The organism is Bradyrhizobium iriomotense, from assembly GCF_030160715.1.
Classification (GTDB): Bacteria; Pseudomonadota; Alphaproteobacteria; order Rhizobiales; family Xanthobacteraceae; genus Bradyrhizobium; species Bradyrhizobium iriomotense.
Genome location: NZ_BSOW01000022.1, coordinates 138,599 through 162,572, shown reverse-complemented (window position 1 = coordinate 162,572; position 23,974 = coordinate 138,599). Strand labels below are relative to the sequence as shown.

The 23,974-nt window shown below is 64.4% G+C and carries 18 protein-coding genes; 3 read left to right on the top strand and 15 right to left on the bottom strand.

What is annotated here, in order from left to right; translation table 11 throughout:
• Positions 1 to 179: 179 nt before the first annotated feature.
• Positions 180 to 1,610 carry an aldehyde dehydrogenase family protein gene (locus tag QQL28_RS28810; RefSeq protein WP_284270896.1) on the bottom strand — a complete coding sequence of 477 codons (1,431 nt, stop codon included), beginning with the start codon at positions 1,608 to 1,610 and terminating at the stop codon, positions 180 to 182.
• A 289-nt stretch (positions 1,611 to 1,899) separates the two neighbouring features.
• A complete protein-coding gene (locus QQL28_RS28805; protein WP_284270895.1) occupies positions 1,900 to 4,263 on the bottom strand; it encodes a transketolase in 2,364 nt (787 codons plus the stop codon).
• Positions 4,264 to 4,395: 132 nt separating this feature from the next.
• On the opposite strand from QQL28_RS28805, the gene QQL28_RS28800 reads away from it, so the two are divergent.
• Entirely contained in the window at positions 4,396 to 4,857 is a 462-nt protein-coding gene (locus QQL28_RS28800) for an Lrp/AsnC family transcriptional regulator (RefSeq protein ID WP_027525536.1), read from the top strand.
• A 16-nt stretch (positions 4,858 to 4,873) separates the two neighbouring features.
• Here QQL28_RS28800 and QQL28_RS28795 read toward each other — a convergent pair whose 3' ends face one another.
• Positions 4,874 to 6,355 carry a hypothetical protein gene (locus QQL28_RS28795; RefSeq protein ID WP_284270893.1) on the bottom strand — a complete coding sequence of 494 codons (1,482 nt, stop codon included), beginning with the start codon at positions 6,353 to 6,355 and terminating at the stop codon, positions 4,874 to 4,876.
• A 165-nt stretch (positions 6,356 to 6,520) separates the two neighbouring features.
• Here QQL28_RS28795 and ppk2 point away from each other — a divergent pair, with 165 nt between their 5' ends.
• Entirely contained in the window at positions 6,521 to 7,441 is a 921-nt protein-coding gene (gene ppk2 / locus QQL28_RS28790) for a polyphosphate kinase 2 (RefSeq protein ID WP_284270892.1), read from the top strand.
• A 42-nt stretch (positions 7,442 to 7,483) separates the two neighbouring features.
• Positions 7,484 to 8,923 (top strand): TAXI family TRAP transporter solute-binding subunit, encoded by a 1,440-nt coding sequence (locus QQL28_RS28785; protein ID WP_284270891.1) that lies wholly within the window; start codon positions 7,484 to 7,486, stop codon positions 8,921 to 8,923.
• Here the strand turns inward: QQL28_RS28785 and QQL28_RS28780 are convergent.
• The 12 genes from QQL28_RS28780 to QQL28_RS28725 form a co-directional block, all read right to left on the bottom strand.
• Complete coding sequence (locus QQL28_RS28780) at positions 8,901 to 9,980, bottom strand: zinc-binding dehydrogenase (protein ID WP_284270890.1); 1,080 nt, start codon at positions 9,978 to 9,980, stop codon at positions 8,901 to 8,903. The two genes, QQL28_RS28785 and QQL28_RS28780, sit on opposite strands and share 23 nt — an antisense overlap.
• Before the next feature lie 60 nt (positions 9,981 to 10,040).
• The gene (locus QQL28_RS28775) at positions 10,041 to 10,982 is read right to left on the bottom strand and encodes a DMT family transporter (RefSeq protein ID WP_284270909.1); all 942 of its coding nucleotides are present in this window, start codon (positions 10,980 to 10,982) and stop codon (positions 10,041 to 10,043) included.
• Between the two features lie 187 nt (positions 10,983 to 11,169).
• Positions 11,170 to 12,009, bottom strand: a complete 840-nt coding sequence (locus tag QQL28_RS28770; RefSeq protein ID WP_284270889.1) for an aldo/keto reductase — start codon at positions 12,007 to 12,009, stop codon at positions 11,170 to 11,172.
• Between the two features lie 102 nt (positions 12,010 to 12,111).
• Positions 12,112 to 13,008 carry an SMP-30/gluconolactonase/LRE family protein gene (locus QQL28_RS28765; protein WP_284270908.1) on the bottom strand — a complete coding sequence of 299 codons (897 nt, stop codon included), beginning with the start codon at positions 13,006 to 13,008 and terminating at the stop codon, positions 12,112 to 12,114.
• Positions 13,009 to 13,303: 295 nt separating this feature from the next.
• Positions 13,304 to 16,006 carry a nitrate reductase gene (locus QQL28_RS28760; protein WP_284270888.1) on the bottom strand — a complete coding sequence of 901 codons (2,703 nt, stop codon included), beginning with the start codon at positions 16,004 to 16,006 and terminating at the stop codon, positions 13,304 to 13,306.
• A 14-nt stretch (positions 16,007 to 16,020) separates the two neighbouring features.
• Positions 16,021 to 17,238, bottom strand: a complete 1,218-nt coding sequence (locus tag QQL28_RS28755) for an NAD(P)/FAD-dependent oxidoreductase (RefSeq protein WP_284270887.1) — start codon at positions 17,236 to 17,238, stop codon at positions 16,021 to 16,023.
• Positions 17,239 to 17,247: 9 nt separating this feature from the next.
• Complete coding sequence (locus QQL28_RS28750; RefSeq protein ID WP_284270886.1) at positions 17,248 to 17,676, bottom strand: globin family protein; 429 nt, start codon at positions 17,674 to 17,676, stop codon at positions 17,248 to 17,250.
• A gap of 124 nt (positions 17,677 to 17,800) precedes the next feature.
• Positions 17,801 to 19,180: an MFS transporter gene (locus tag QQL28_RS28745; protein WP_284270885.1), complete on the bottom strand. Its 1,380-nt coding sequence runs from the start codon at positions 19,178 to 19,180 to the stop codon at positions 17,801 to 17,803.
• A 340-nt stretch (positions 19,181 to 19,520) separates the two neighbouring features.
• A complete protein-coding gene (locus QQL28_RS28740; protein WP_284270884.1) occupies positions 19,521 to 20,315 on the bottom strand; it encodes an ABC transporter ATP-binding protein in 795 nt (264 codons plus the stop codon).
• 14 nt (positions 20,316 to 20,329) lie between these two features.
• Positions 20,330 to 21,223: a nitrate ABC transporter permease gene (ntrB, locus tag QQL28_RS28735; RefSeq protein WP_431309657.1), complete on the bottom strand. Its 894-nt coding sequence runs from the start codon at positions 21,221 to 21,223 to the stop codon at positions 20,330 to 20,332.
• 65 nt (positions 21,224 to 21,288) lie between these two features.
• Positions 21,289 to 22,608: a CmpA/NrtA family ABC transporter substrate-binding protein gene (locus QQL28_RS28730; protein WP_284270882.1), complete on the bottom strand. Its 1,320-nt coding sequence runs from the start codon at positions 22,606 to 22,608 to the stop codon at positions 21,289 to 21,291.
• 345 nt (positions 22,609 to 22,953) lie between these two features.
• Positions 22,954 to 23,871, bottom strand: coding sequence for an intradiol ring-cleavage dioxygenase (locus tag QQL28_RS28725; protein WP_284270881.1), 918 nt, complete (start codon positions 23,869 to 23,871; stop codon positions 22,954 to 22,956).
• Positions 23,872 to 23,974: the final 103 nt, after the last annotated feature.

The following is a 23,974-nucleotide window of genomic DNA, read 5'->3' as shown; positions in this document are numbered from 1 at the left end:
CCCGTCCTCCGCAGCTGCCAGGCCGTCCTTGACGGCCGCGAGCACGGTGTCACGCTAGACCAGTACGGGCGATCACACGTTCTTATGGTTGCTACGAGGTTTGTTCCTTGCAATGACGCAACAAAAAAACGCCGGAGCGGTTGCCCGCTCCGGCGCTTGGTTTGTTCGAGCGCTGACGCTTACGCCGCGTTGAAGCCGGCGACCGCCTTCACCTCGAGGAAATCCTCCAGACCGTACTTGCCCCACTCGCGGCCGTTGCCGGACTGCTTGTAGCCGCCGAACGGCGCGCTGCGATCATTGGGCACGCCCTGGAGGTTGACGTTGCCGGCGCGGATCTGGCGACCGACGCGCTTGGCGTCCTCGACCGAAGCGCCGGAGACATAGCCAGCGAGGCCATAGGGCGTGTCGTTGGCGATCTGCACGGCGTCGGCTTCGTCCTTGGCGCCGAGGATGGTCAGCACCGGTCCGAAGATCTCCTCCTTCGCAATCGTCATCTCAGGGGTGACGTCGGCGAAGATGGTCGGGCGAACGTAGAAGCCCTTGTTGACGCCCTCGGGCAGGCCCGGGCCGCCGGCGACGAGCGTTGCGCCTTCGTCGATGCCCTTCTTGATCAGCGCCTGGATCTTGTCCCACTGGCCGCGGTTGACGACCGGACCGATGGTGGTGCCTTCGCCGCGCGGATCGCCCGCCTTGGTCTTGTCGGCGACCGCCTTCGCGATCGCAGCCACTTCCTTCATCTTGGACAGCGGCACGATCATGCGCGAGGGCGCGTTGCAGGACTGGCCGGAGTTGTTGAACATGTGCATCACGCCGCCCGTCACCGCCCTCGCGAGATCGGCGCCTTCGAGGATGACGTTCGGCGACTTGCCGCCGAGCTCCTGGCTGACGCGCTTCACGGTGGGAGCTGCGCGCTTGGCCACATCGATGCCGGCGCGGGTCGAGCCGGTGAACGAGATCATGTCGATATCGGGATGCTCGCTCATGGCGGCACCGACCTCGGGGCCGAGACCGTTGACGAGGTTGAACACGCCCTTCGGCACGCCAGCTTCATGGAGGATTTCCGCGAAGATCAGCGCCGAGGTCGGCGTGAACTCCGACGGCTTCAGGATCATGGTGCAGCCGGCGGCGAGCGCGGGCGCCACCTTGCAGGCGATCTGGTTGAGCGGCCAGTTCCAAGGTGTGATCATGCCGACCACGCCGACCGGCTCGCGCAGCACCATGGCGGTGCCGACCGGTTCCTCGAAATGATAGTTCTTGAGCACGTCGAGCGTGGTCATGAGGTGGCCGAGGCCGGCGCCGGCCTGGAGCTTCTCCGCCATCGGCAGCGGCGCGCCCATCTCGTCGGACACGGCCGCGCCAATCTCCTTGAGACGGCCCTTGTAGATCTCGATGACCTTGGAGAGCAGCGCGACGCGCTCCTCGCGGCTGGTCTGGGAATAGGTGGCAAAGGCGCGCTTGGCGGCAGCGACGGCCTTGTCCACGTCAGCCTTGGAGCCGAGCGCAACCTCATACATCGCCTCTTCCGTCGCCGGATTGACGACCGGCGTGGACTTCTTGACGGCGGGATCGACCCAGGCGCCGTCGATGTAGAATTGCATGCGATTGACCATCGTTAACCTCTTCTTGGGGGCATGGTGGGGGCGTTTCGGCAGGCATCCTTGCACGAAAGCGCCGGCAATTGAACCCGCCATATGCGGGGCCAGCGTTGCGGCGGACGGGGAGTATATGAGCCGATGGTGGGAACGTGGCAAGGTCTCGCCACACTCACGATGTCGTCCCCGCGAAAGGCCGGACCCATAACCACAGGGCGGAGTTGGCTTGCTCAGGCGTCTACCAGCCGCGGCCGACAACATCCGCCGCGGAGTATGGGCTCCGGCCTTCGCCGGGGCGACGGGGATTTTACACCGCCATCTTCCGATGCAGCACCGGCGCGCCGGTGGTGAGGCTTTCGGCCGCATCGATGATGGCGTTCGCGTCCAGACCATGGTGGCGATAGAGGTCGGCGATGGTGCCGGTCTGGCCGAACTGCTCGACGCCGAGCGCCTCGACGCGATGGCCGCGGACGCTGCCAAGCCAGCCGAGCGCGGCCGGGTGGCCATCGATCACGGTCACGAGACCGCAATCACGCGGCAGCGGTGCCAGCAGTTTTTCGATATGGCTCAAATGCTGCACGCCACGGCGGTCGCGCCGCAATTTCCGCGCGGCGGTCCAGCCTGCGTGAAGGCGGTCGGCCGAGGTGATCGCAAGCAGGCCGACGTCGCGGCGGCTCTCGCCGATGAAGCCGGTCGCCTCGATCGCCTCCGGCGCCACCGCGCCGGTATAGACGATCACGACCTCGGCATTGGGGCCAGGCTTGCGCAGCCAGTAAGCGCCGTCGGTGATGCCCTGCGCGAGCTCGGGAGTCATGATCCGCTGCGCCTGCTCGATCGTGCGCGTCGACAGACGCAGGTAGACCGAGCCACCCTCGCCCGCTTCGCGCTGCATGTGGTCAAAGCCCCAGCCCATGATCACGGCGAGTTCGTCGACGAAGGCCGGTTCGAAGGACGAGAGCCCGTCCTGCGCCATGCCGATCAGCGGCGTTGCGATCGACTGATGCGCGCCGCCTTCGGGTGCGAGCGTGATGCCCGACGGCGTCGCAGCCACCATGAAGCGAGCATCCTGATAGCAGGCGTAGTTCAGCGCATCGAGGCCGCGCTCGATGAAGGGATCGTAGAGCGTGCCGACCGGCAGCAGCCGCTCGCCATTGATCTGGTGCGAGAGCCCCAGGGCCGACATCATGATGAACAGGTTCATCTCGGCAATGCCGAGCTCGAGATGCTGCCCCTTGGGCGAGGCATCCCAGTTGAAGGTCGATGGAATTTTCTCGCTGCGGAATAAATCCGCCTTCTCGGCGCGCGCGAACAGGCCGCGGCGATTGACCCAGGGACCCAGATTGGTCGAGACGGTGACGTCGGGCGACGTCGTGACAATGCGCCTTGCAAGCTCGCTGTCGCTGCGCGCGATCTCGTTCAGCACCAGCCCAAAACCCTGCTGGGTCGACATCTGCGCCGACGGCTTGAAGGTGAGCTGCGAGGGCACCTCGACAACGGGCGCAGTCAGCCTGCGGCCGTCCTGGTTGAAGGGCACGCGCGCGAGGAAGGCTTCGAGCCCGGCGGCATCCTGCGCCATGCCTTCGAACTTCTCCCACTCATGTCCGGGGCGGATGTTCTGGGTGCTGCGAAACTTCTCCATCTGCGCGACCGTCATCAGGCCGGCATGGTTGTCCTTGTGACCCTGGAACGGCAGGCCGACGCCCTTGATGGTGTAGGCGATGAAGCAGACGGGCCGATCGTGATCGATGTTTTCGAACGCCTCCAGCATGCTCGCCATGTCGTGGCCACCGAGATTCGACATCAGCGCCAGCAATTCGTCATCGCTGCGCCGGTCGATCAGTTTCGTGATCGGCCCCTGATCGCCGATCTCGTCATGCAAATGCTTGCGGAAGGCCGCGCCGCCCTGGAAGCACAGCGCCGCATAGAGCGCGTTCGGGCAGTTGTCGATCCACCGCTTCAGCGCTTCGCCACCGGGCTCGGCAAAAGCCTCGCGCATCAGCCGGCCGTATTTCACGATGACCACGTCCCAGCCGAAATTGCGGAACATGGTCTCGAACTTTTCCCAGAGCCCCTCGCGCACGACGGCGTCGAGCGACTGCCTGTTGTAATCGACCACCCACCAGGTGTTGCGCAGGCCGTGCTTCCAGCCCTCCGCGAGCGCCTCAAAGATGTTGCCTTCGTCCATCTCGGCATCGCCGACGAGCGCGATCATCCGCCCCTCGCGACGATCCTTCATCCAGCCATGCGACTTGACGTAGTCCTGCACCAGCGACGAGAACAGCGTCTGCGCGACGCCGAGGCCGACCGAGCCGGTCGAGAAATCGACGTCGTCGATATCCTTGGTGCGCGAGGGATAGGACTGCGCGCCCTTGAAGCCGCGGAAATTCTCCAGCTTCTCGCGCGTCTGCCGACCGAACAAATACTGGATGGCGTGGAACACCGGGCTCGCATGCGGCTTCACCGCGACGCGATCCTCAGGTTTCAGCACGTGGAAATACAGCGCCGACATGATGGTCGCGAGCGAGGCGGACGAGGCCTGATGGCCACCGACCTTCAAGCCATCCGCATTCGAGCGGATGTGGTTGGCGTGATGGATGGTCCAGGACGACAGCCACAGCACCTTGCGGGCGAGCGCGGTCAATGTGTCGAGACGGGCGGAATCAACGGGCATGGCAATGCTCCGGAAAATGATGGCCCATGATACGCCTGCGGGAGCCGGCAAAATTCTCAATTTTTCGCGCCATACCCGCCAATATTGGGATATTTTACCAATTCATCGCCGCTCCACACAGGTTTCATCCCAATGCCAGAGCTCGACGCCATCGACCGAAAGATCCTCGCCCTGCTCCAGACCGACAGCAGGCTGACCATGCAGGAGCTCGCAGACAAGGTCGGGCTGTCGGTCTCGCCCTGCCACCGCCGGGTCAAGCTTCTGGAGGAGCGCGGCGTGATCACACGCTACATCGCGACCGTCGACCAGAAGGCGCTGGGCCTGCATGTCAGCGTCTTCATCTCGATCAAGCTGGCACGGCAGAAGGAGGAGGACCTCAACCGCTTTGCGCGGGCGATCTCGAAATGGGACGAGGTCTTGGAGTGCTATCTGATGACCGGCAATCGCGACTATCTCTTGCGCGTCGTCGCCGCGGACCTCTCGTCTTACGAGGCGTTCCTGAAGAACAAGCTGACGCGCCTCGATGGCATCGCCTCGATCGAGTCGAGCTTTGCGCTAAGCCAGGTGAAATATTCGATCGCGCTGCCGGTGTAGCGAAGCTGCCTGCCGCTCAGCGCTGCAACTGCGTCAGCGTCGCGAGCATCTCTGCCCGGCCGGGGGACTCCCGATAGGCGTTGACCAATGCGGTCGCCCCCTTCAGTTCAGCGTCCGCGGCACAGCCGTTCCGGGCGAGCCAAATCAGGGCACGCAATGGCTCCGTGCGTCCGAGCCGCTCGAGCAATTCAGAGTAAGGTGGCGGCTCGTCGTTCGGGCCAGGCCGGTACACCTCCGCAATCTCGTGGTGCAACTCGCTCAACGCATTCGTGCATAGTGGCACAGTTGCCTCGAGATCAAGCTCGCCGAGATACTGGAGTAGCGTATATCGCATGCCTGGATCATGCTCGCTCAGGATTTCAACGGCCTCGTCCATCCGACGATCGAGCTTGCGCGCACCCGCAAGCGCCTGGTCCCGCAGGCTCTTGTCGTCGGTAAACTTCAGCCATGCCTTGAGATGCGATTTTGGACCCAGCATCGAAAAACGCTCGGGCCGCTCGCGCAATGTCCGGCCTAATCGCCCGGGGTCACGCAGCTCGGCCAGCTCGTGGATCGTGTAGTTGGGGCGGACATAGTCCTTCGCCATGGCTTCCCAGGCCATCGCCTCAACATCGCACGAGCAGTCATAGCCGACCAGCCAGCTCATCGCTGCAACAGCATCCGATACCTGTAACGCGATATCCGAATACGGCCTGCTATTGGGCGTCTTGAGCATCAGAGGCTCGACGCGCTTGCGCAGCAGGCGGCGCGCCTTCTCGCAAAGCGCTGGCGTCGGATCGAGATCGAAATATCCGAGATTGCCGAGCGGGAAGTCACCACGGTCGAGCATGGTTTCCGCTTGCGTCTGCCGCTGATCGAGGCGTCGGATGCTATCGATCACCTTCACCCGCCTGTCGTTGTTTTGCGTATCGAGAAATGGCGTCCAGTCCCACATCGCGGCATCGGCCGGCACCCGCGCGATGTCCTCATCGTATTTGGCACGCCGCGCGTCCTCCGCATCTTCCGTCGCGTTGCGCATCCGCGACAACGGCTCAATCAGCAGGCACACCGCCAGGATCGCGACGGGAAGCGCGCCGCTGGCGATGCGCGACATCCGGCCCCGCCCCAGCAGAACCAGAAAACACCACCCCACGGCCAAGGGCGGCACAGCGGCGAGAATGACGATCGGCCAGCGAAACGGCGGCAGATCGGACTGCGCCAACAGAGCCATGGCGGTCAGGGCGACCCAGCCGGAGATGGGAACGATGACGAGCACTGACGCCTTCGCCAGGCGCGGAGCGCTGCCTTTCAGGCTCGCAATCGCGGTCATGATCGTCAGCAACGACCAGAGCACGTTGACCATGATGGCGGCGTAGGCCCGGCCGAGGGCGTCGCCCGCCGGATCGCTGTGCCCGGGGTCCACGGCCCCATCCAGTAAAAGGAGCCAAAGCAGGCCGGTGACAACGCCAAGCGCAATGCTGGCGATCAGCGCGCCCCTCGACACTTCAGCAGCCGGCATTCTTGCTCCACTCCGAGCCATTGGTCGCAGCTACAGTCGTACAGGTTCGTTGCCTGACCGGATTTGCACTACGGCCACCCCCCTGCCCGGCCGCCGGTGTCACATGGGCGCAATAAAGGCCGCCGATGGTCGTGGCCACAGGCACCTTAGCCGAGAGAAGGACCCATGACCGCAGCCGACCATACCGCCGAAGCCGCCAAGCGCGAGCGCATCATCCAGGAGATGGCCGACAATCTCGACGAGGAGCTGGAGCTGGAACTCGACGACAGCCGGCTCGACGACCTCCTGGACGAGACCAATACGCTCCACCCAACGCTGGACCGCAGGCTCTACTTCAAGGAACTGCTGCGGCTCCAGGGCGAGCTCGTCAGGCTCCAGGACTGGGTGCAGCATGAGAAGAAGAAGGTCGTCGTGCTGTTCGAGGGCCGCGATTCCGCCGGCAAGGGCGGCGTCATCAAACGCATCACCCAGCGCCTCAACCCGCGCATCTGCCGCGTCGCAGCCCTTCCGGCGCCGAGCGAGCGCGAGCGCACGCAGTGGTACTTCCAGCGCTACGTGGCGCACTTGCCCGCCGGCGGCGAGATCGTGCTGTTTGACCGGAGCTGGTACAACCGCGCCGGGGTCGAGCGCGTGATGGGCTTCTGCACCGAGGAGCAGTACCGGGAGTTCTTCCAGTCGGTGCCGGAATTCGAGCGGATGCTGATCCGTTCCGGCATCATTCTGGTCAAATACTGGTTCTCCATCACGGACGACGAACAGCAGTTCCGCTTCACCATGCGCATCCAGGACCCGCTGAAGCAGTGGAAGCTGAGCCCGATGGATGTCGAGGCGCGCAGCCGCTGGGAGCAGTACACCAAGGCCAAGGAGACGATGCTTGAGCACACGCATCTGCCGGACTCGCCGTGGTGGATCGTCGATGCCGTGGACAAGAAGCGCGCTCGGCTCAACTGCATTGCGCATCTCCTCGGCCAGATCCCCTACCAGGACGTTGCGCGCGTGCAGGTGGTGCTGCCGCCGCGCGTCCGTAACCCCGATTATCACCGCGGACCCATTCCGCAGGAGATGTACGTGCCCGCGAGGTATTGACACCGCCCGCCAGCGGGCGGGCTTCCGGATAAGGAAGGCAAGATGCCCGTGCCGAGCGATTTGAGCGTGAACAGCGAGACCCTGCCTCGCCGCCGCAATCGCTCCGGCCCGTGGCTCCTGCTTGCGAGTGCGCTTTCCGCGGTGACGGTGGCGCTCGCGATCGCCTATTGGGCGTGGCAGCCGGCGAGCTTGCGCATCGCCGTCGGCCCGCCCGGCAGCGACGACCTGACCGTGGTGCAGGCCCTCGCCAGGGCCTTCGATGCGAAGGGCGGGCCGGTGCGACTCACGCCGATCGAGACCGACGGCACGCTGCAAAGCCTCAACCTGCTCGGCAGCGGCAAGACTGATCTTGCGGTGGCGCGTGGCGACATCGAGATGCCCGCGGAAGCGAATTCGGTGGCGATCCTGCGCCGCAATTTTGTGGTGCTATGGGCGCCCACGGGCCGCAAGGGCGCCGCAAAATCGAAGGTGACGGAGATCGCAGGCCTCAGCGGTCGCCGCGTCGGCGTGGTAGGCCTCGGCGACGCCAACGTCATCCTGCTGCGCGTGATCCTGGCTGAGTCCGGTGTCAATCCGCAGAAGGTCGCGGTGGTGCAGTTCGGCACCGACCACATCTCCGAGATGACGCAGGACACAACGCTCGACGCCTTCATGATGGTCGGGGGGCTCGACGCCAAGGTCATCTCTGACACGATCGCGGCGACCGCACGCCTGCGCGGTGAGCCCAAATTCCTCGGCGTCGACGTCTCGGATGCCATCGCCGAGCGCCATCCGCTCTACGAATCCGAGGAGATCCCGGCCGGCGCGTTTGCTTCCTCGCCGCAGCGACCCGACGACAAGATCGACACCATCGCCGTCAACCATCTGATCGTGGCGCCGGCCTCGCTGTCGGAGGACACGGTCGCCGCCTTCACGCGGGAGCTGTTCACGATCCGGCCACAGCTCGCGAAGGAGCTCCCGGCTGTCAGCCACATCCAGAAGCCCGACACCGACAAGGACGCCGCGCTGCCGGCACATCCCGGTGCGGCCGCCTACATCGACAGCAATGAACGCAGCTTCATGGACAAGTACAGCGACTACATCTGGGGCGTGGTGCTGATCCTCTCCGGCCTTGGCTCGGTGGCTGCATGGCTTCGCCATTACCTCAGACGCAATGAGCGCAAGCTGAACACGCTGCACCGCGACCGCCTGCTCGGCGCGATCGTGAGCGTGCGCGAGGCGGCCTCCGTCGATGAACTGGCGGCGATGCAGCGCGCAGCCGACGACATCCTGCGCGAGACGCTGGTCTGTCACGAGGACGGCGCGATCGAGGATGGCGACCTCGCCGCCTTTGGCCTGGTGCTGGCGCAATTCCATCAGGCGATCGTCGATCGCCGCGCTGCGATCGGCAAGACAGCCGAGCCCGACGAGAGCGCCGCCGTGCCGACCCAGCCCGATGCTCCCGCCCGTCAGCTCGCCGCTATCTCCACGGCTCCACGATGATCTTGGTATGCGCCTCGGGGTTGGCGAGGTCGGCGAAGGCCCTCGCCACGCCGTCGATCCCGACTGTCGCCGTCACCATCGCGGCCGCATCGACCTCGCCTTCCGCGATCAGGCGCAGCGAGTAGGAAAATTCCTCCGGCGTGTAGCCGAGCACATATTGGACGTTCAGCTCCTTCATGATGCCGAGCATCGGCTCGCTCCTGTCGCTCTCCATGCAGACGCCGACCACGACGATGCGCGCATCGCGCGGGGCGCCTTCGAACACTTGCTGGAGCAGGCCGGGCACGCCGACGCATTCGAAGATCAGCGCGGGCTTCAGCGCCGGCAGCATCGCCTGGAGCGGCGGCCGCGCGGCTTTTTCCTGCTCCGACATCTGCGCGTGCTCGGCCCAGGCCGCGTAGGGCTGCGATACCCGGGGATCGACGACAATGTCGGCGCCGAGCTTTGCCGCAAGCGCGCGCCGCGCCGGCGAATAGTCCGCGGCCACGATCGGATGCAGGCCCTTGATCCTGAGCGCCGCTATGACCGCTAATCCCACAGGGCCGCAACCGATGACGAGCGGCACCTCGCCGCCGCGCACGTTTGCCTTGGCAACGGCATGGACGCCGACCGCGAGCGGCTCGGTGAGCGCAGCGTGCTCCGCGGCGAGGCCGTTGGGCACTTCGAGCAGCAGCGGTTCGCTGAGCAGCATCGCCTCGGCATAGCCGCCGATGTTGTCGTTGGAATAGCCGATGCCCTGGATACCCGCCGGCGTCAGCAGCGCCGGCAGCGAGCAGACGCGCGTACCAGGCTTCAACTTGCGTTCGGTACCCGGACCATGATCGACGATCTCGCAGCAGAACTCGTGGCCGAAAACGACGTCGCGCGACAGGTCCATCGGGGTGCGCCCAGCCTTCTTCGCCATCTCCGCCATGCGATGGGCGTGCTGGCGCGCGTGCAGGTCGGAACCGCAGATGCCGCAGTCGAGCGTCTTGACCAGCACCTGGCCGGGGCCCGGCTTCGGCTCCTGCATCCTGTCGACGACAATCTCGCCGTTTCTGAAAATAGCGGCCCGCATCCGGCTCCTCCCATTCTTGTTGGAGCCATTGATAGCACGAGCCAGCCCAGAGATATTGCGTCAGGCGTTCGGCGAACGCTCTTCGAGCACCAAAAGCTGCGCGCGGCGGACGCGCTCGCGATGGGCGATATAGAGGCCGCTCGCGACGATGAACGCGGCGCCCGTGATGGTCCAGGCGTCCGGCAGCTCGCCGAAGATGAAGAAGCCCAAAATGCTGACCCACAGCAATTGCGTGTAGGAGAACGGCGCCAGCACCGAAGCATCGCCATAGCGATAGGCGAGCACGATGATCCACTGGCCCACCGTAGAGGCGATCCCGATGAAGATACCGAGCCCGATGGCAGTCCAGCTCGGCGCGACCCAGACGAACGGCACCATCGCGGTGAGGATGGCAAGGCCAGTCAGCGCCGAATAGGCCATTGTGGTGACGACGGCTTCACGTCCGCTGATCATCCGCGTCAGGATCAGCGCGGCCGCCCAGCAGAACGCCGAGACGATCGGGAAGAACGCGGCGACGTGAAACGCGTTCGAGCCCGGCCGCAGGATGATCATGACGCCGACGAGGCCCAGCGCGGTTGCGAGCCAGCGACGCACGCCGACCTTCTCGCTCAGGAAGATGATCGACAGCGCCGTGACGAACAGCGGCGAGACGAAGCCCGTGGCGGAGGCCTCCGCGATCGGGAGAAAGCGCAAGCCGGTGATGAAGAACAGCGAGGAGCCGAGCAGCGCAGCGCCACGCATCAGTTGAAGACCGAGCCGCTCGGTACGCATCGCATAAAGCGGCGAGGCCGGCAGCATCACCGGCGTGAACATCAGTGCGAAGGTCAGGAAACGGATCCAGGTGATCTCGATCGACGGCAGGCTCGTCGAAAGGTATTTCGCGGTGACGTCGGAGCAGCCGAGGAATACCGTCGACAACAGGACCAGCGCAATGCCCTTGAAGGGATGGTCGACGCGCGCGGGTGCGCGGCGCACGGCCTGCTTCTTCTCTGGCATAGGCACGGAAATACTGTCGAGCCTTGCGGCTGCGGCGGGCGGCGGTGTCACGGCTGGAACTCGGGAAAATGCGAATCTATCAGCCTATAAAAACGCCAATTGCGCCGCGTTCACAACGCCCGAAAACAGGAAGCCGATATGCGCTGATGGGCGCGCGTGTGAACACTCCGTTAATAAAAGCGCCTTTTTTGCACTACAGCATCGGCAGGCTGCGCGGCTTGCTTCCGCGCGGAAACGCCGCATCCAGCGCGGCGATGTCGTCTCTGGTCAACACGAGATCGCCACTCGCCGCATTTTCGCCAGCATGCTCGGCGGACGACGCCTTCGGGATCGCGAACACCGTAGTTGCTCGGGTGAGGAAGCTCAGCGTGACCTGACGCGGCGTCGCACGATGCGCCTCTGCGATGCGCGCGAGCACCGCGCCGCCCTTGCTCGCGCTTGCCGGAAAATCATCATGGCCGAACGGCGAATAGGCCACCACCGCGACACCCTGCCGCTCGCACCACGGAATCACCGCGTGCTCGATCGCGCGCTCCTTCAGATGGTAGAGCACCTGATTGCAGGCGATCTTGCCTTCGCCCGCGACGTCAAGGATGTCGTCGAGATCGTCGGCGTCGAAGTTGGACACGCCCCAGGATTTGATCTTGCCGACCTTCACCAGCTCCTCGAACGCGGCAACGGTGTCCTCCAGCGGATAGGAGCCGCGCCAGTGCAGCAAATAGCAGTCGAGCCGGTCCGTCTTCAGCCGCTTGAGCGAGCGCTCACAGGCGGTGATGGTGCCGCGGCGCGAAGCATTGCTCGGCAGCACTTTTGAGACCAGGAACACCTCGTCGCGGCGACCGGCAATCGCATCCGCAATGACGAGCTCCGCATCGCCATACATCTCGGCGGTGTCGATATGTGTCATCCCGAGATCAAGCCCGCGCTGAAGCGCCACAATCGCGCGCTTGCGGTCGCCGTGGTCGAGATACCAGGTGCCCTGCCCGATGACGGAAACGTTGGCGCCGGTGCGGCCGAAGGGCTTCGTGTTCATGTTCTTCTCCACAGGCGAGATTGGAATGCTCCCTCTGCCCACTTTCGGGGGAGGCGAATGGAACGTGGCGCGCGAATTTCGTCAGACAACAAGTATCGAGGATTAGAGTTCACTGATATCCGCGACCAGCACGCTACCGGTCGACGACTCCGTAATATAGAGCCGATCCTTGTTTGCGCCACCGATTGCAACGTTGGTGCAGTTCGACCCGGCGCAGGACTTGATCCGCGCGATCAGCTCACCGTTCGGCGCGAACACGAAAACGTGTCCGAGCGAGGCGTGACCGACGAACAGGCGGCCGGCGCGGTCCATGGTCATGCCGTCGGGGCCGGAGGTGCCGAACAGCGAGCAGAAGCGGCCGACCTTCGAGACGCTACCGTCTTTCATGAACGGCAGGCGCCACACCGCATTGTCGCGCGTCATGGCGACGAACAGCACGGTCTCGGTTGGATCGAGCACGAGCCCGTTCGGACTGATGCCGGTATCGATCAGGCAATCAAGTCGACCGCCCGGGGTGAGCCGATAGACGCGGCCGCTCGGATCGTGCAGGCCGGTCTGCCCCTGGTCGGTAAAATAGATGTCGCCGTTGGAGGCGAGATGCAGGTCGTTGCAGCCGCGGAACGACTCCGAGTTGCGCGCGGTGAGCACCGGGGTGATGCGCCCCGCCATCGCATCCAGCTCCATGATGCCATGCATGTAGTCGGCAACCAGGATGCGACCGTCGGCTGCGATCTTCAATCCGTTCGGCCAACCCTCGTAATCGATGACCAGCGACCACACCCCATCGGGCGCGATGCGAAAAATGCGGCCGAACGGAATGTCGACGATGTAGAGATTGCCGTCCGCATCGAACGAGGGACCTTCGATGAAGGAGTCGGTCGCAACTCCCGGCCGGTTGGCATCCGCCCAATCCGTCCGCACGCCCTTGCGGCGGAAATGTTCGGGCATAGCGGAGAACAGCCTTGTCTGGGTCAGGCGGGGCGGCGTTTCCAGGTACATCATGCTTGTTGTAATTTTTATGTGACGTTGCGCGAGAAGCGCCGACACCATAAGCGACAATTGAGAAGCCGTCGATTGGCGCTCATATCATGGCGGCATTCGCGCAAGCTGGCGCTCTACGCTCCGCCGTTGTCTTGGCCTTCGCCAGGACAACGAATGGGAGGCAATGCGCAAGCTGCCTCCACCGATTCGTCATTGCGAGGAGCCCCTGCGACGAAGCAATCCAGAACCCCTCCGCGGAAGGATTCTGGATTGCTTCGCTGCGCTCGCAATGACGGCTGCGTAGCCAGGACTCTTAGCTCGCAGCACCCGCGAACTTTGCTTCCTTCGCAGCCCCACCCGTCTCCGCAATCAGCCGCTTCAGCTCGGGAATGCAGGAGCCGCAATTGGTGCCGGCCTTGAGTTTTGCGCCGATCTCGGCTGCGCTGCGCGCGCCGGCGGCGATGGTGTCGCAGATGGTGGCGCGGCCGACGCCGAAGCAGGCGCAGACCACGGGACCGGTCGAGGCGACACCCTCGGTCGACTTGCCGGAGAGCAACATGCGGCGCTGCTCGTCGCTGACGCTGTCTGCCGCGAACAGGCTCTTCACCACCTCCCAGTCACCGGCATCATGGGCTGGGCCGATGAACAGGCAGGCCTCGATGCGGTCGCCGACGAAGGACGCCGCGCGATAGACGCCGCCGCCGAAATCGCGGTATTCGGCGATATCCTCGCCCCCGATATCGTGCAGCCAGGCCGGCCAGCGCGACAGATCCGCGTTGTCGGCGAAGAGATAGCCGAAGCCGCCGCCGATCGCGGCGCGCGCCCACCACAAATGCGGCGGCAGCGCGAGTTGCTTGCGCGACAGCGCAAAGCCGCGGAAGACGTATTCATACGGCGCGATCGCGGCCGGCGTTGCCTTGGCTTCCGGCTGCCCCGAAAACGGATCGTTGAACGACTGCACCAGCGCGCCGATGCGGCCGTGCGAAGTGTTCATCGCGCTCCAGTGGATCGGCACGAACAGCGTGCCGCGCTGCTGGCGCTCGCTGACGACGACTTTCAGGATGCTCTGGCCGTAATCGGTGGTGACGCGGGCGAAGCTGTCGTCGACGACACCGTATTTGTTGGCATCATCCGGATGGATCTCGACGAAAGGCTCGGGCAGATGCGCCCCCAGCCGCTGGCTGAGGCCGGTGCGGGTCATGGTGTGCCACTGGTCGCGGATGCGTCCCGTGTTCAGGCGCAGCGGCCGCCCCGCATTGGTCTCGCTGCGCAGCGCCGGCACGTCTGGCGCGACGAAGCGACCTTTGCCGTCATTGGTGAAGAAGCCGCCGTTCGCGAAGAAACGCTCGCCAGGGCTCTGGCCCTCGCGCGCAGGCCATTGCAACGGAACGAGCGCGTCATAGGCCTCGTCGGACACCGATTGCAGCGCGCCGATGTCGAAGTCACGGCTGCCATCGTTCTCGAACGCCGAGAGCGCGGCGTGCTCGCGGAAGATCTCGGCGGCGGATTTGTAGTTGAAGCCCTCGCGGAAACCGAGGCGCTTTGCGACCTCGCTCAGAATCCACCAGTCCGGCCGCGCCTCGCCCGGCGCCGGCAGGAACGAACGCTGGCGGGAAATGCGGCGCTCGGAATTGGTCACCGTGCCCGACTTCTCGCCCCATGCGAGCGCGGGCAGCAGAACATGCGGCCCCGCCTCGACCGTGTCGTTGGAGAGCACGTTCTCCGAAACCACGAACAGCTCGAGCTTCTTCATCGCCTCGCGGACGATGTCGGCATCCGGCAGCGACACCGCAGGATTGGTGCCCATCACCCACAACGCCTTGACCTCGCCGCGGTTGATCGCCTCGAACAGCTGCACCGCCTTCAGTCCCTCATGGGTGGCGATGCGCGGCGCCTTCCAGAACCGCCGCACGCGATCGATCTCCGGCGGCGTGAACATCATGTGCGCGGCGAGCTGGTTGGCAAGCCCGCCGACCTCGCGCCCGCCCATCGCATTGGGCTGTCCCGTGAGCGAGAACGGCGAGGCCCCTGGCTTGCCGATGCGACCCGTGGCGAGATGGCAGTTGAGGATGGCGTTGACCTTGTCGGTGCCCTGCGCCGACTGGTTGACACCCTGCGAGTACAGCGTGACGACGCGCTCCGTCTCGCGGAACATCGCAAAGAACGCAGCGACGTCCTGCTCGGACAGGCCGGTCGCGAGCGCCGTAGCCGTGACGCTGCCGGCGATGCTGCGCGCGCGCGCCAGCGCATCGTCGAAGCCCGACGTGTTGTTCGCGATGTAGTCCTTGTCGAGGGCGCCGTTGTCGGCGAGATGAACGAACAGGCCCGCGAACAGCGCCGTGTCGGTGCCGGGCTTGACGCCCAGGAACAGATCGATATCGCTCGCGGTGTCGGTGCGGCGCGGATCGATCACGATGATGCGCGCGCCGCGCTCCTCCTTGTTCCTGCGCATGCGCTGGAACAGGATCGGATGACACCAGGCCGCATTGGAGCCGACCAGCACGAGCAAATCGGCCTTGTCGAGATCCTCGTAGCAGCCGGGCACGGTGTCGGCACCGAAAGCGCGGCGATGGCCGGCGACCGATGACGACATGCAGAGTCGCGAATTGGTATCGACATTCGCCGTGCCGACAAAACCCTTCATCAGCTTGTTGGCGACGTAATAGTCCTCCGTCAACAACTGGCCGGAGAGATAGAAGGCGACCGCATCCGCGCCGTCGCGGGCCACGATATGCTGCATGCGATGGGCGACATGGTCGAGCGCGTCGCTCCAGGCGACACGTTCCAGGACACCTTTGCAGCGGATCATCGGATAGAGCAGACGGCCCTCGAGTCCGACGGTCTCGCCGAGCGCCGAGCCCTTGGAGCAGAGTCGGCCGAAATTGGCGGGATGCTCGGGGTCGCCGGCGATCGCAGCGCCGCCACTGCCGTCGGGCGTAGCCAGCACGCCGCAGCCGACGCCGCAATAGGGGCAGGTCGTTCTGGTAGTGCGGAGCGTCGGGTCGATCGCTGTCATTCAGGCGGCATCCATCAAGCGGCTTTGGGCGGGAGCGCGAGCGCGCGGCCGAACATCATGTCGGTGCGGATCGCTGCGACCGCTTCGCGATTGCGGATCAGCTCGAGATACCAGAGCGCGTCCACGGTATCGCCGATCAGCACGGCGCCGGTGAGCCTGCCGTCGGCGATGACCAGCTTCTTGTAGGTGCCGCGCCTGCGATCGGAGAGCACGAGGCTCTCGCTGCCCGCGCCGCCGACGAAATCGCCCGCCGAGAACACGCTGACGCCGGACACCTTCAAATTGGTCGAGACCACGCTGCCCTGATAGGCCGCGCTCTTCCCGGCAAGGTGCCGCGCCAGCACGCGCGCCTGCTCATAGGCCGGCTCGACCAGTCCGTAGCAGGTGCCGCGATGCTCGGCGCACTCGCCGAGCGCGAAGATGTCGGACTCGCTGGTCTGGAGGCAATCGTTCACGACGATGCCGCGGTTGACGGCAAGCCCCGCCTCCTTCGCGATCGCGACGTTCGGCCGGATGCCGGCCGCAAAGATCACGGCATCGGCCTCGATGCGGCTGCCGTCGGCAAGCTCGACGGCCTCGACGTGGCCGTCGCCGTGAATGCACTTGGTGCTCGCGTTCAGGAGGACGTGGATACCCTTGCGCTCGACCAGCGTCTTGAGCAGCTCGGCCGCCGGCAGATCGAGCTGGCGCTCCATCAGGCGGTCCATGAGATGCAGCAGCGTCACCGGTGCGCCGGCTTTCGCAAGACCATAGGCCGCTTCGAGGCCCAAGAGGCCGCCGCCCACCACGACGACGCGCTTCCTCGCTGCTGCGAGCGTCAGGAGCAGGTCGACGTCGCGGCTGTCGCGAAAGGTGTGGACGCCCGCAAGATCCGCGCCCGGCACGTTCAGCCGCAGCGGCGTCGAGCCGGTGGCGAGGACGAGCTTGGAATATTCCATGCTCTCCTCGCCCACGATCTTCAGCTCGCGACGGCCGACATCGATCTCGGTAACGCGATAGCCGTAGCGCACGGTGACGCCGCGCTGGCGCCACCAGTCGGCGGGCCTGAGTTCGATCTCGTGCGAGCCGGTCTCGCCCGCGAGCACGGACGAGAGCAGCACGCGGTTGTAGGCGAGCCGCGGTTCTTCACCGATCACAGCCACTGCGTAGCGGCCGAGCGAGGTCTTGGCGAGTTCATCGACCAGACGGGCGGCCGCCATACCGTTACCGACGATGACGAGCGGTTCACTCACTTTGGTCCCCTATTCTGCAGCCTGCGGCCGCTGGCCATAGGCCTCGGAAATCATGAAGTTCGACAGCAGGCCGTAAGCCGCGGTCCACGCCGCCGCGACGTCGGGCGTCCAGGCCTCGCCCAGGCCCTTCTCCAGCGTCCACAACAACGTCGAGCCGACGACGGGATAGTGCTCGGGCTTGGCGCCGTAGGCAACGTGACGCTGCGCGAGCGCAGACGCCGCCGGCAGGATCGAGTCAAGATTGGTCAGACCGTTCACGACGACGGTGAGCGTCGCCATCAGCTTCTTGCGCTGCTCGGTCATGTCAGCAGGAAACATCGCCTTCACCGATGGCGCGACCTCGAACAGGCGGTCGTAGAACAGCACCGCGGCGGCTTCCGAAATCGGCGCGACCTTGGCGAAGCTCTGCTGGACGAGGTTGATCTGTTCGGGCGTCATATTGGTCTCCTTGCTGGTTTGAAGTCTGCCTTTGTCCGCGCCGTTGCGGATAAGGTTCATGGGTCAAACTCTCCGGCAAAACTTCTCCCCGCGTACGGGGAGAAGCGAGATTCGTACCAAGTCTCTAGACTCTTGCTTCGGCGAGGCTCGGCGCGCCTTCGGCCTGCGGGCCGCGACGCAGGTAGAACCACCAGGTAATCCCGAGGCAGGAGGCGTAGAAAGCGAGATAGATCGCGAGCGCGAGCTGCGGTCCGCCGGTCATGGCGATCGACTTGCCGAAGCCGCTCGGGATCAGATAGCCGCCGACGGCGCCGACCGCGCCGATGAAGCCGACCGCCGCACCGCTCTCGATGCTCGCCGTCTTCAGCGCAAGCGCGCGCGCCGCATCGCCCTTGCCGCGCACCTTGAACAGGTTCTCCTCACGGAAGATCGAGGGGATCATCCGGTAGGTCGAACCGTTGCCGACGCCCGTCGTGACGAACAGGATCAGGAACATCGACAGGAAGCCGATGAAGTCCTTCTGCCCGACGAAATAGAGCACGCCGATCGTCGCCGCCGCCATCGCGATGAAATTCCAGAACGTGATGATGGAGCCGCCGACCTTATCGGCCAGCCAGCCGCCGAACGGCCGCGACAGCGAGCCGACCAGCGGACCCAGGAAGGCGATCGAGATCGTCATCGCCGGGAACTGGGTCTTGATCAGCAGCGGAAACGCGGCCGAGTAGCCGATGAATGAGCCGAAGGTTCCGATATAGAGATAGGCCATGATCCAGGTGTGCTTGCGCTTGACGATCGCGAGCTGGTTCTTCACCGACGACTTGGCCGAGGTCAGGTTGTTCATGAAGAACACGGCGCCGAACACGGCGATCGCGATCGGCAGCACCCACATCAACCCGGCGTTCTGCAGGAAGATGCCGTCGACCGGGGTCGCCTGGAACAGGTTGATGACGCCGAGCGTCATCAGGATGGGGGTGAGGAGCTGCACGCTGGAGACGCCGATATTGCCGCCGGCAGCGTTGAGACCCAGCGCCGATCCCTTCATCCGGTCAGGGAAGAAGAAGGAGATGTTGGTCATGCTGGAGGCGAAATTGCCGCCGCCGAGGCCTGCGGTCGACGCAACGAGCAGCATCAGCCAGAACGGGGTGTCGGGCTGGCTGACGAAATAAGCAAGCGACAACGTCGGGATGAACAGGATCGCCGCGCTGAAGATGGTCCAGTTGCGGCCGCCAAAGGTCGTGACCGCGAAGGTGTAGGGGAAACGCATCAAGGCGCCGATCAGGCCCGGCACGGCGACGAGCTGGAAGAGCTGGTCGGTCGTGTAGTGAAAGCCTGCCTGCGGCAGCTTGGTGGTGACGATGCTCCAGATCAGCCAGACCGAGAAGCCGATATGTTCGGCCACGATCGACCAGATCAGGTTGCGTCGCGCGATAGTCTTGCCAGTCGCATTCCAGAACGCCTCGTCTTCGGGGCGCCAGTCTGAAATCCAGGTCGGATTCTTCGTCATTGATAATCCCTTCTAGGCTCACCGCTGCGTCGTTGCAGGCTCAGCCTCCAGGCATGGAGGCACGCTCCGAGGCTTCTCCCCGGTGGCGAGTTCACGATGCTGATTGATGATGTTGAGGGACGTCGTCGTTGGCGTCGCAAAATGACATTTCAAATTCCATGCCAAGTGCGCACATTCTGGAAATGCAGGGATTTCAGCGAGTTATTCGCGTGGCCCGAAATTCTTGCAGGACTTTTTCGCACGCAAATTTTGCGATTCGCTCAATCCTTGTGCGGCGCACAAGAATTGAGCGAGGTGTCGATTATTTAGGCGCGGACACTTCCGCGCGTTAACCACTCGTTTACGCGGCTTCGACGAAGCGATGACGCTCGTAGAGGAATTCGAGCACGCGCTGGCGGCACTTCAAGTAGGTGGCATTCGACGCGAGCTCGAGCCGTTTGCGGGGACGCGCGAGCGGCACGTCCAGCACCTCGCCGATGCGCGCGCTCGGACCGTTGGTCATCATCACGATGCGGTCGGATAGGAGCACGGCCTCGTCGACGTCGTGGGTGATCATCAGAATGGTGTTACCGAGCTTCTGATGCAGCGCCATCACCGAGTCCTGCAGATGCGCGCGGGTCAGCGCGTCGAGCGCGCCGAAGGGCTCGTCGAGCAGGAGCACCTTCGGCTCCATCGCGAGCGCGCGCGCAATGCCGACGCGCTGCTTCATGCCGCCGGAGATTTCCGACGGACGCTTGTCCTTGGCATGAGCCATCTGCACGAGGTTGAGATTGTGCATCACCCAGGCCTCGCGCTCGGCCCGCGTCTTGGTTCTGGCAAATACCTTGTCGACGCCAAGCTTGACGTTCTCGAACACGGTCAGCCAAGGCAGCAGGCTGTGGTTCTGGAACACCACGGCGCGATCGGGTCCGGGCGAGTTGACCTCGCGGTTCTCCAGTAGCACGCCGCCGGTCGAGGCGACGGTCAGGCCTGCGATGATGTTGAGCAAGGTCGACTTGCCGCAGCCGGAGTGGCCGATGATCGAGACGTACTCGCCCTTCTCGATGGTGAGATTGATGTCTTTCAGCACCTCGGTCGTGGCGGCGCCGCGGGTAAAGATCTTGTCGATGTGATCGAGCTTCAGATAGGCGGTCATGTGCTGCGCTCCCCTTAGCTCTGCGCGGTGCCGTGAGTGACGAACTTGCCGAGGCCCGCGATCAGGCGGTCGAGCACGAAGCCGATGATGCCGACATAGAACAGCGCCAGGATGATCTCGCTGATATGCGAGGAGTTCCAGGCGTCCCAGATGAAGAAGCCGATGCCGACGCCGCCGATCAGCATCTCGGCCGCGACGATCGCGAGCCAGGAGAGGCCGATGCCGATGCGCAGGCCGGTGAAGATATAGGGCGCGGCCGCCGGGATCATGATCTTGCCGAAGAACTCGAGCGGATTGAGCTGCACGACGGCCGCGACGTTGCGGTAGTCCTGCGGGATGTTGCGGATGCCGACAGCGGTGTTGATAATGATCGGCCACACCGAGGTGATGAAGATGACGAAGATCGCCGAGGGCTGGCCGTCGCGGAAGGCGGCGAGCGAGAGCGGCAGCCAGGCAAGCGGCGGGATGGTGCGAAGAACCTGGAACAGCGGATCGAGCCCGCGCATCGCCCAGACCGATTGCCCGACCAGCGTGCCGAGCGCGATGCCGACGATGGCCGCGATCGAATAGCCATAGGCGACGCGCTGGAGGCTGGCCGAGAGATGCCAGAACAGGCCCTTGTCGATGCCGCCATGATCGAAGAAGGGATCGAGGATCAGCTCCTTCGTGTCCTTGAACACTCTTGACGGCGGCGGCAGCGTCGAGCCGGCACGGCGGCAGATGAGCTCCCAGACCAGCGTCAGCAGCGCGAGCACGACGAGCGGCGGGATGACGCGGACAGCAGCCTCCTTCGCCATCCGGGCATAGGTCTCGCTGCGCGGCGGGCGCTTCGGTGTCATCGCGACGACCGCCGCGGCGGCGCCGGCGGAAGGCGCAACACCTTCAGCGTCGATCTTCTTCACGGACATGTTCATCGAATCTGTTCTCCGGCTGCAATGGTGATGCGGCCGCCCATGGGCGGCCGCGGGACCTATCAGACTTCGACGCGCTTGATCGCGAGCGACTTCAGATAGGCGGCCGGATTTTCGGGATCGAACACCTTGCCGTCGAAGAAGGTCTCCTTGCCGCGCGAGGTAGACGTCGGGATCTCGGCGGACGCGACGCCGAGCGTCTTGGCCGCGTCCTTCCAGAGGTCCTCGCGGTTGACCTTGGCGATCAGCGCCTTGGTGTCGAAGCCAGGCTCGTACTTGCCCCAGCGGATGTCCTCCGTGAGGAACCAGAGATCGTGGCTCTGGAACGGATAGGAAGCGAAGTCGCGCCAATACTTCATGATGTGCGGCGAGTTCTCGACCACCTTGCCGGGGATGCCATAGTCGAACTTGCCCGAGGTGCGATCCAGCACGTCCTCGACCGGGCAGTTCATCCACTGACGCTTGCCCATGATGGCGGCGAGCTCGGCCTTGTTCTCGGCCTTGTCGGCCCATTGCTGGGCTTCCATCACCGCCATCAGCAGAGCCTTCGCGGCCTTCGGATATTTGTCGACGAAGGCGGCGCGCATGCCGAAGGATTTTTCCGGATGCTTATTCCAGAGCTCGCCGGTATTGACGGCGGTGTAGCCGATGCCCTGATGGATCAATTGCAGGTTCCAGGGCTCGCCGACACAGAAGCAATCCATGGTGCCGACCTTCATGTTGGCCACCATCTGCGGCGGCGGCACCACGATGGTCTCGATGTCCTTGTCAGGATCGATGCCGCCGGCAGCGAGCCAGTAGCGGATCCAGAGATCATGGGTGCCGCCGGGGAAGGTCATCGCGGCCTTCACCGCCTTGCCGGAGGCCTTCTTCTTCTCCAGCGCCGCCTTGAAGGGGGCGGCATCGACGCCGAGCTTGAGGTCCGCATATTCGTTCGCAACCGAGATGCACTGGCTGTCGAGGTTGAGCCGCGCCAGGATGTACATCGGCGTCGGCTGATTGTTCTGCGTCACCTTGCCCGCCGAGATCAAATACGGCATCGGCGTGAGGATATGCGCGCCATCGATGCCGTTACCTTCGGAGCCGAGCACGAGGTTGTCGCGCGTGGTGCCCCAGGACGCCTGCTTCTGCACGTCGACGTCGGGCATGCCGTACTTGGCGAACAGGCCCTTGTCCTTGGCGACGAAGAGCGGGCCGGCGTCACTGAGCGCGATGAAGCCGAGCTTGGCGCCCTTGACCTCGGGGCCTGCATCCTGGGCGAACGCACCGGCGGGAAAATTCAGCTTGGCGGCGGCGAGCAGTGCGGCGGTGCTGCCGGTCGCCTTCAACAATTGACGGCGGCTGAGGCCGCTCTCGGAGGGGCGGCGAATGCGCTTGGTCATAGGTCGTGTCGTCCTTTGCGTCGTTGCAGAAATGGTGCGTCAGTGCACACGAGCCCGTCCGTCCGGTGACGCCGCCGTTGGCGCATGCGAACGCATGACGGGAGAGACCCCCGTCTGGTGGCGTCGGCAAATTCGGATAAGAAGTCTCGCGGGACGGCGTCAATGGCGTCGGCACAAACTATTCAAGCTTTGTGCCAAGCGGAACGAGACGAATATTGTTTATAAATCAATGCATTAAGGCATTTGAACAGATTGTCGCAGGCCGCTTCTCCGCGCGCGGAACTTGCGCTCTGCCCAGTTCTTGTGCGCCGCACACAAACTAGGCAGGCGCTCGGAAGGCCGCTCTCAGGCCTGCTCCGCGACCTTCACCCCGAGCGGTTTTGGCGCCAATCCGCCGCCCGGCTTGAGGTGGAATTCATAGGTCATCAGGTGCCAGGGCGCGGCCGCCTTGCCGCCGTCGGGCATCGCCGGATCGGTACGTTTCTCAACCTTGGCGATCAGCTCGTCCTTGACCCCGAACACCACGTCGGATTCGAGATATTTGTCGCCGTCGAGGAAGACGTGGGTGATCAGCGGCTCATAGCCCTTGGCATTGACCAGGAAGTGCACGTGCGCAGGACGCATCGGGTGGCGGTTGGTCTGCACGATCATCTCGCCGACCGGACCGTCGGTCGGAATCGGATAGCTGCACGGCAGGATGGTGCGGAAGAAGAAGCGGCCGTCGGAATCGGTGATGAAGCGCGCCCGCGCCGAGGCGCCGATCTCGTCGTAGCTCGGCTTCTGGGAATCGTAGAAGCCGTCGTCGTCGGCGTGCCAGACGTCGACGGGAACGTTCGCAAGCGGCTTGCCGCCGAGATCCGTGACGCGGCTCTGCACGAACATCTTCTCGCCGGTCAGATTGTGCGGCGAGATATCGGTGCCATGTGCGGTCACCTTGTGCTCGCCGACATAGAAGGGACCGAGCACCGTGGTCTCGGTGGCGCCGTCGCGGTCGCGGTGGTTCACCGCGTCGACCAGCATGGAGACGCCGAGCACGTCGGAGAGCAGGATGAACTCCTGGCGGGTATCGGTGCACTTCTGTCCGGTGCGGGTCAGGAAATCGATCGCATAGTCCCATTCCTCGAAGGTGAGACCGGTCTTGCTCACGTAATCGTGCAACGACTTCACCAATTCCTGGAGCAGGAATTTCGCGCGCGGGTTTGGCGTGTTGTCGAAGCTTTTGACGACGGCTTCCGTGAGCTCGGTTTCGCTGAACTGGGTCATTTCTCTTTCCCGCTGTCCGATTTTCTCGTTGTTTGGCCTGACGGCGTTCCGCTGCGAAGCCTACACCAGTCGGGTGGGCAGCGTTAAGCGCGACCGGCTTGGA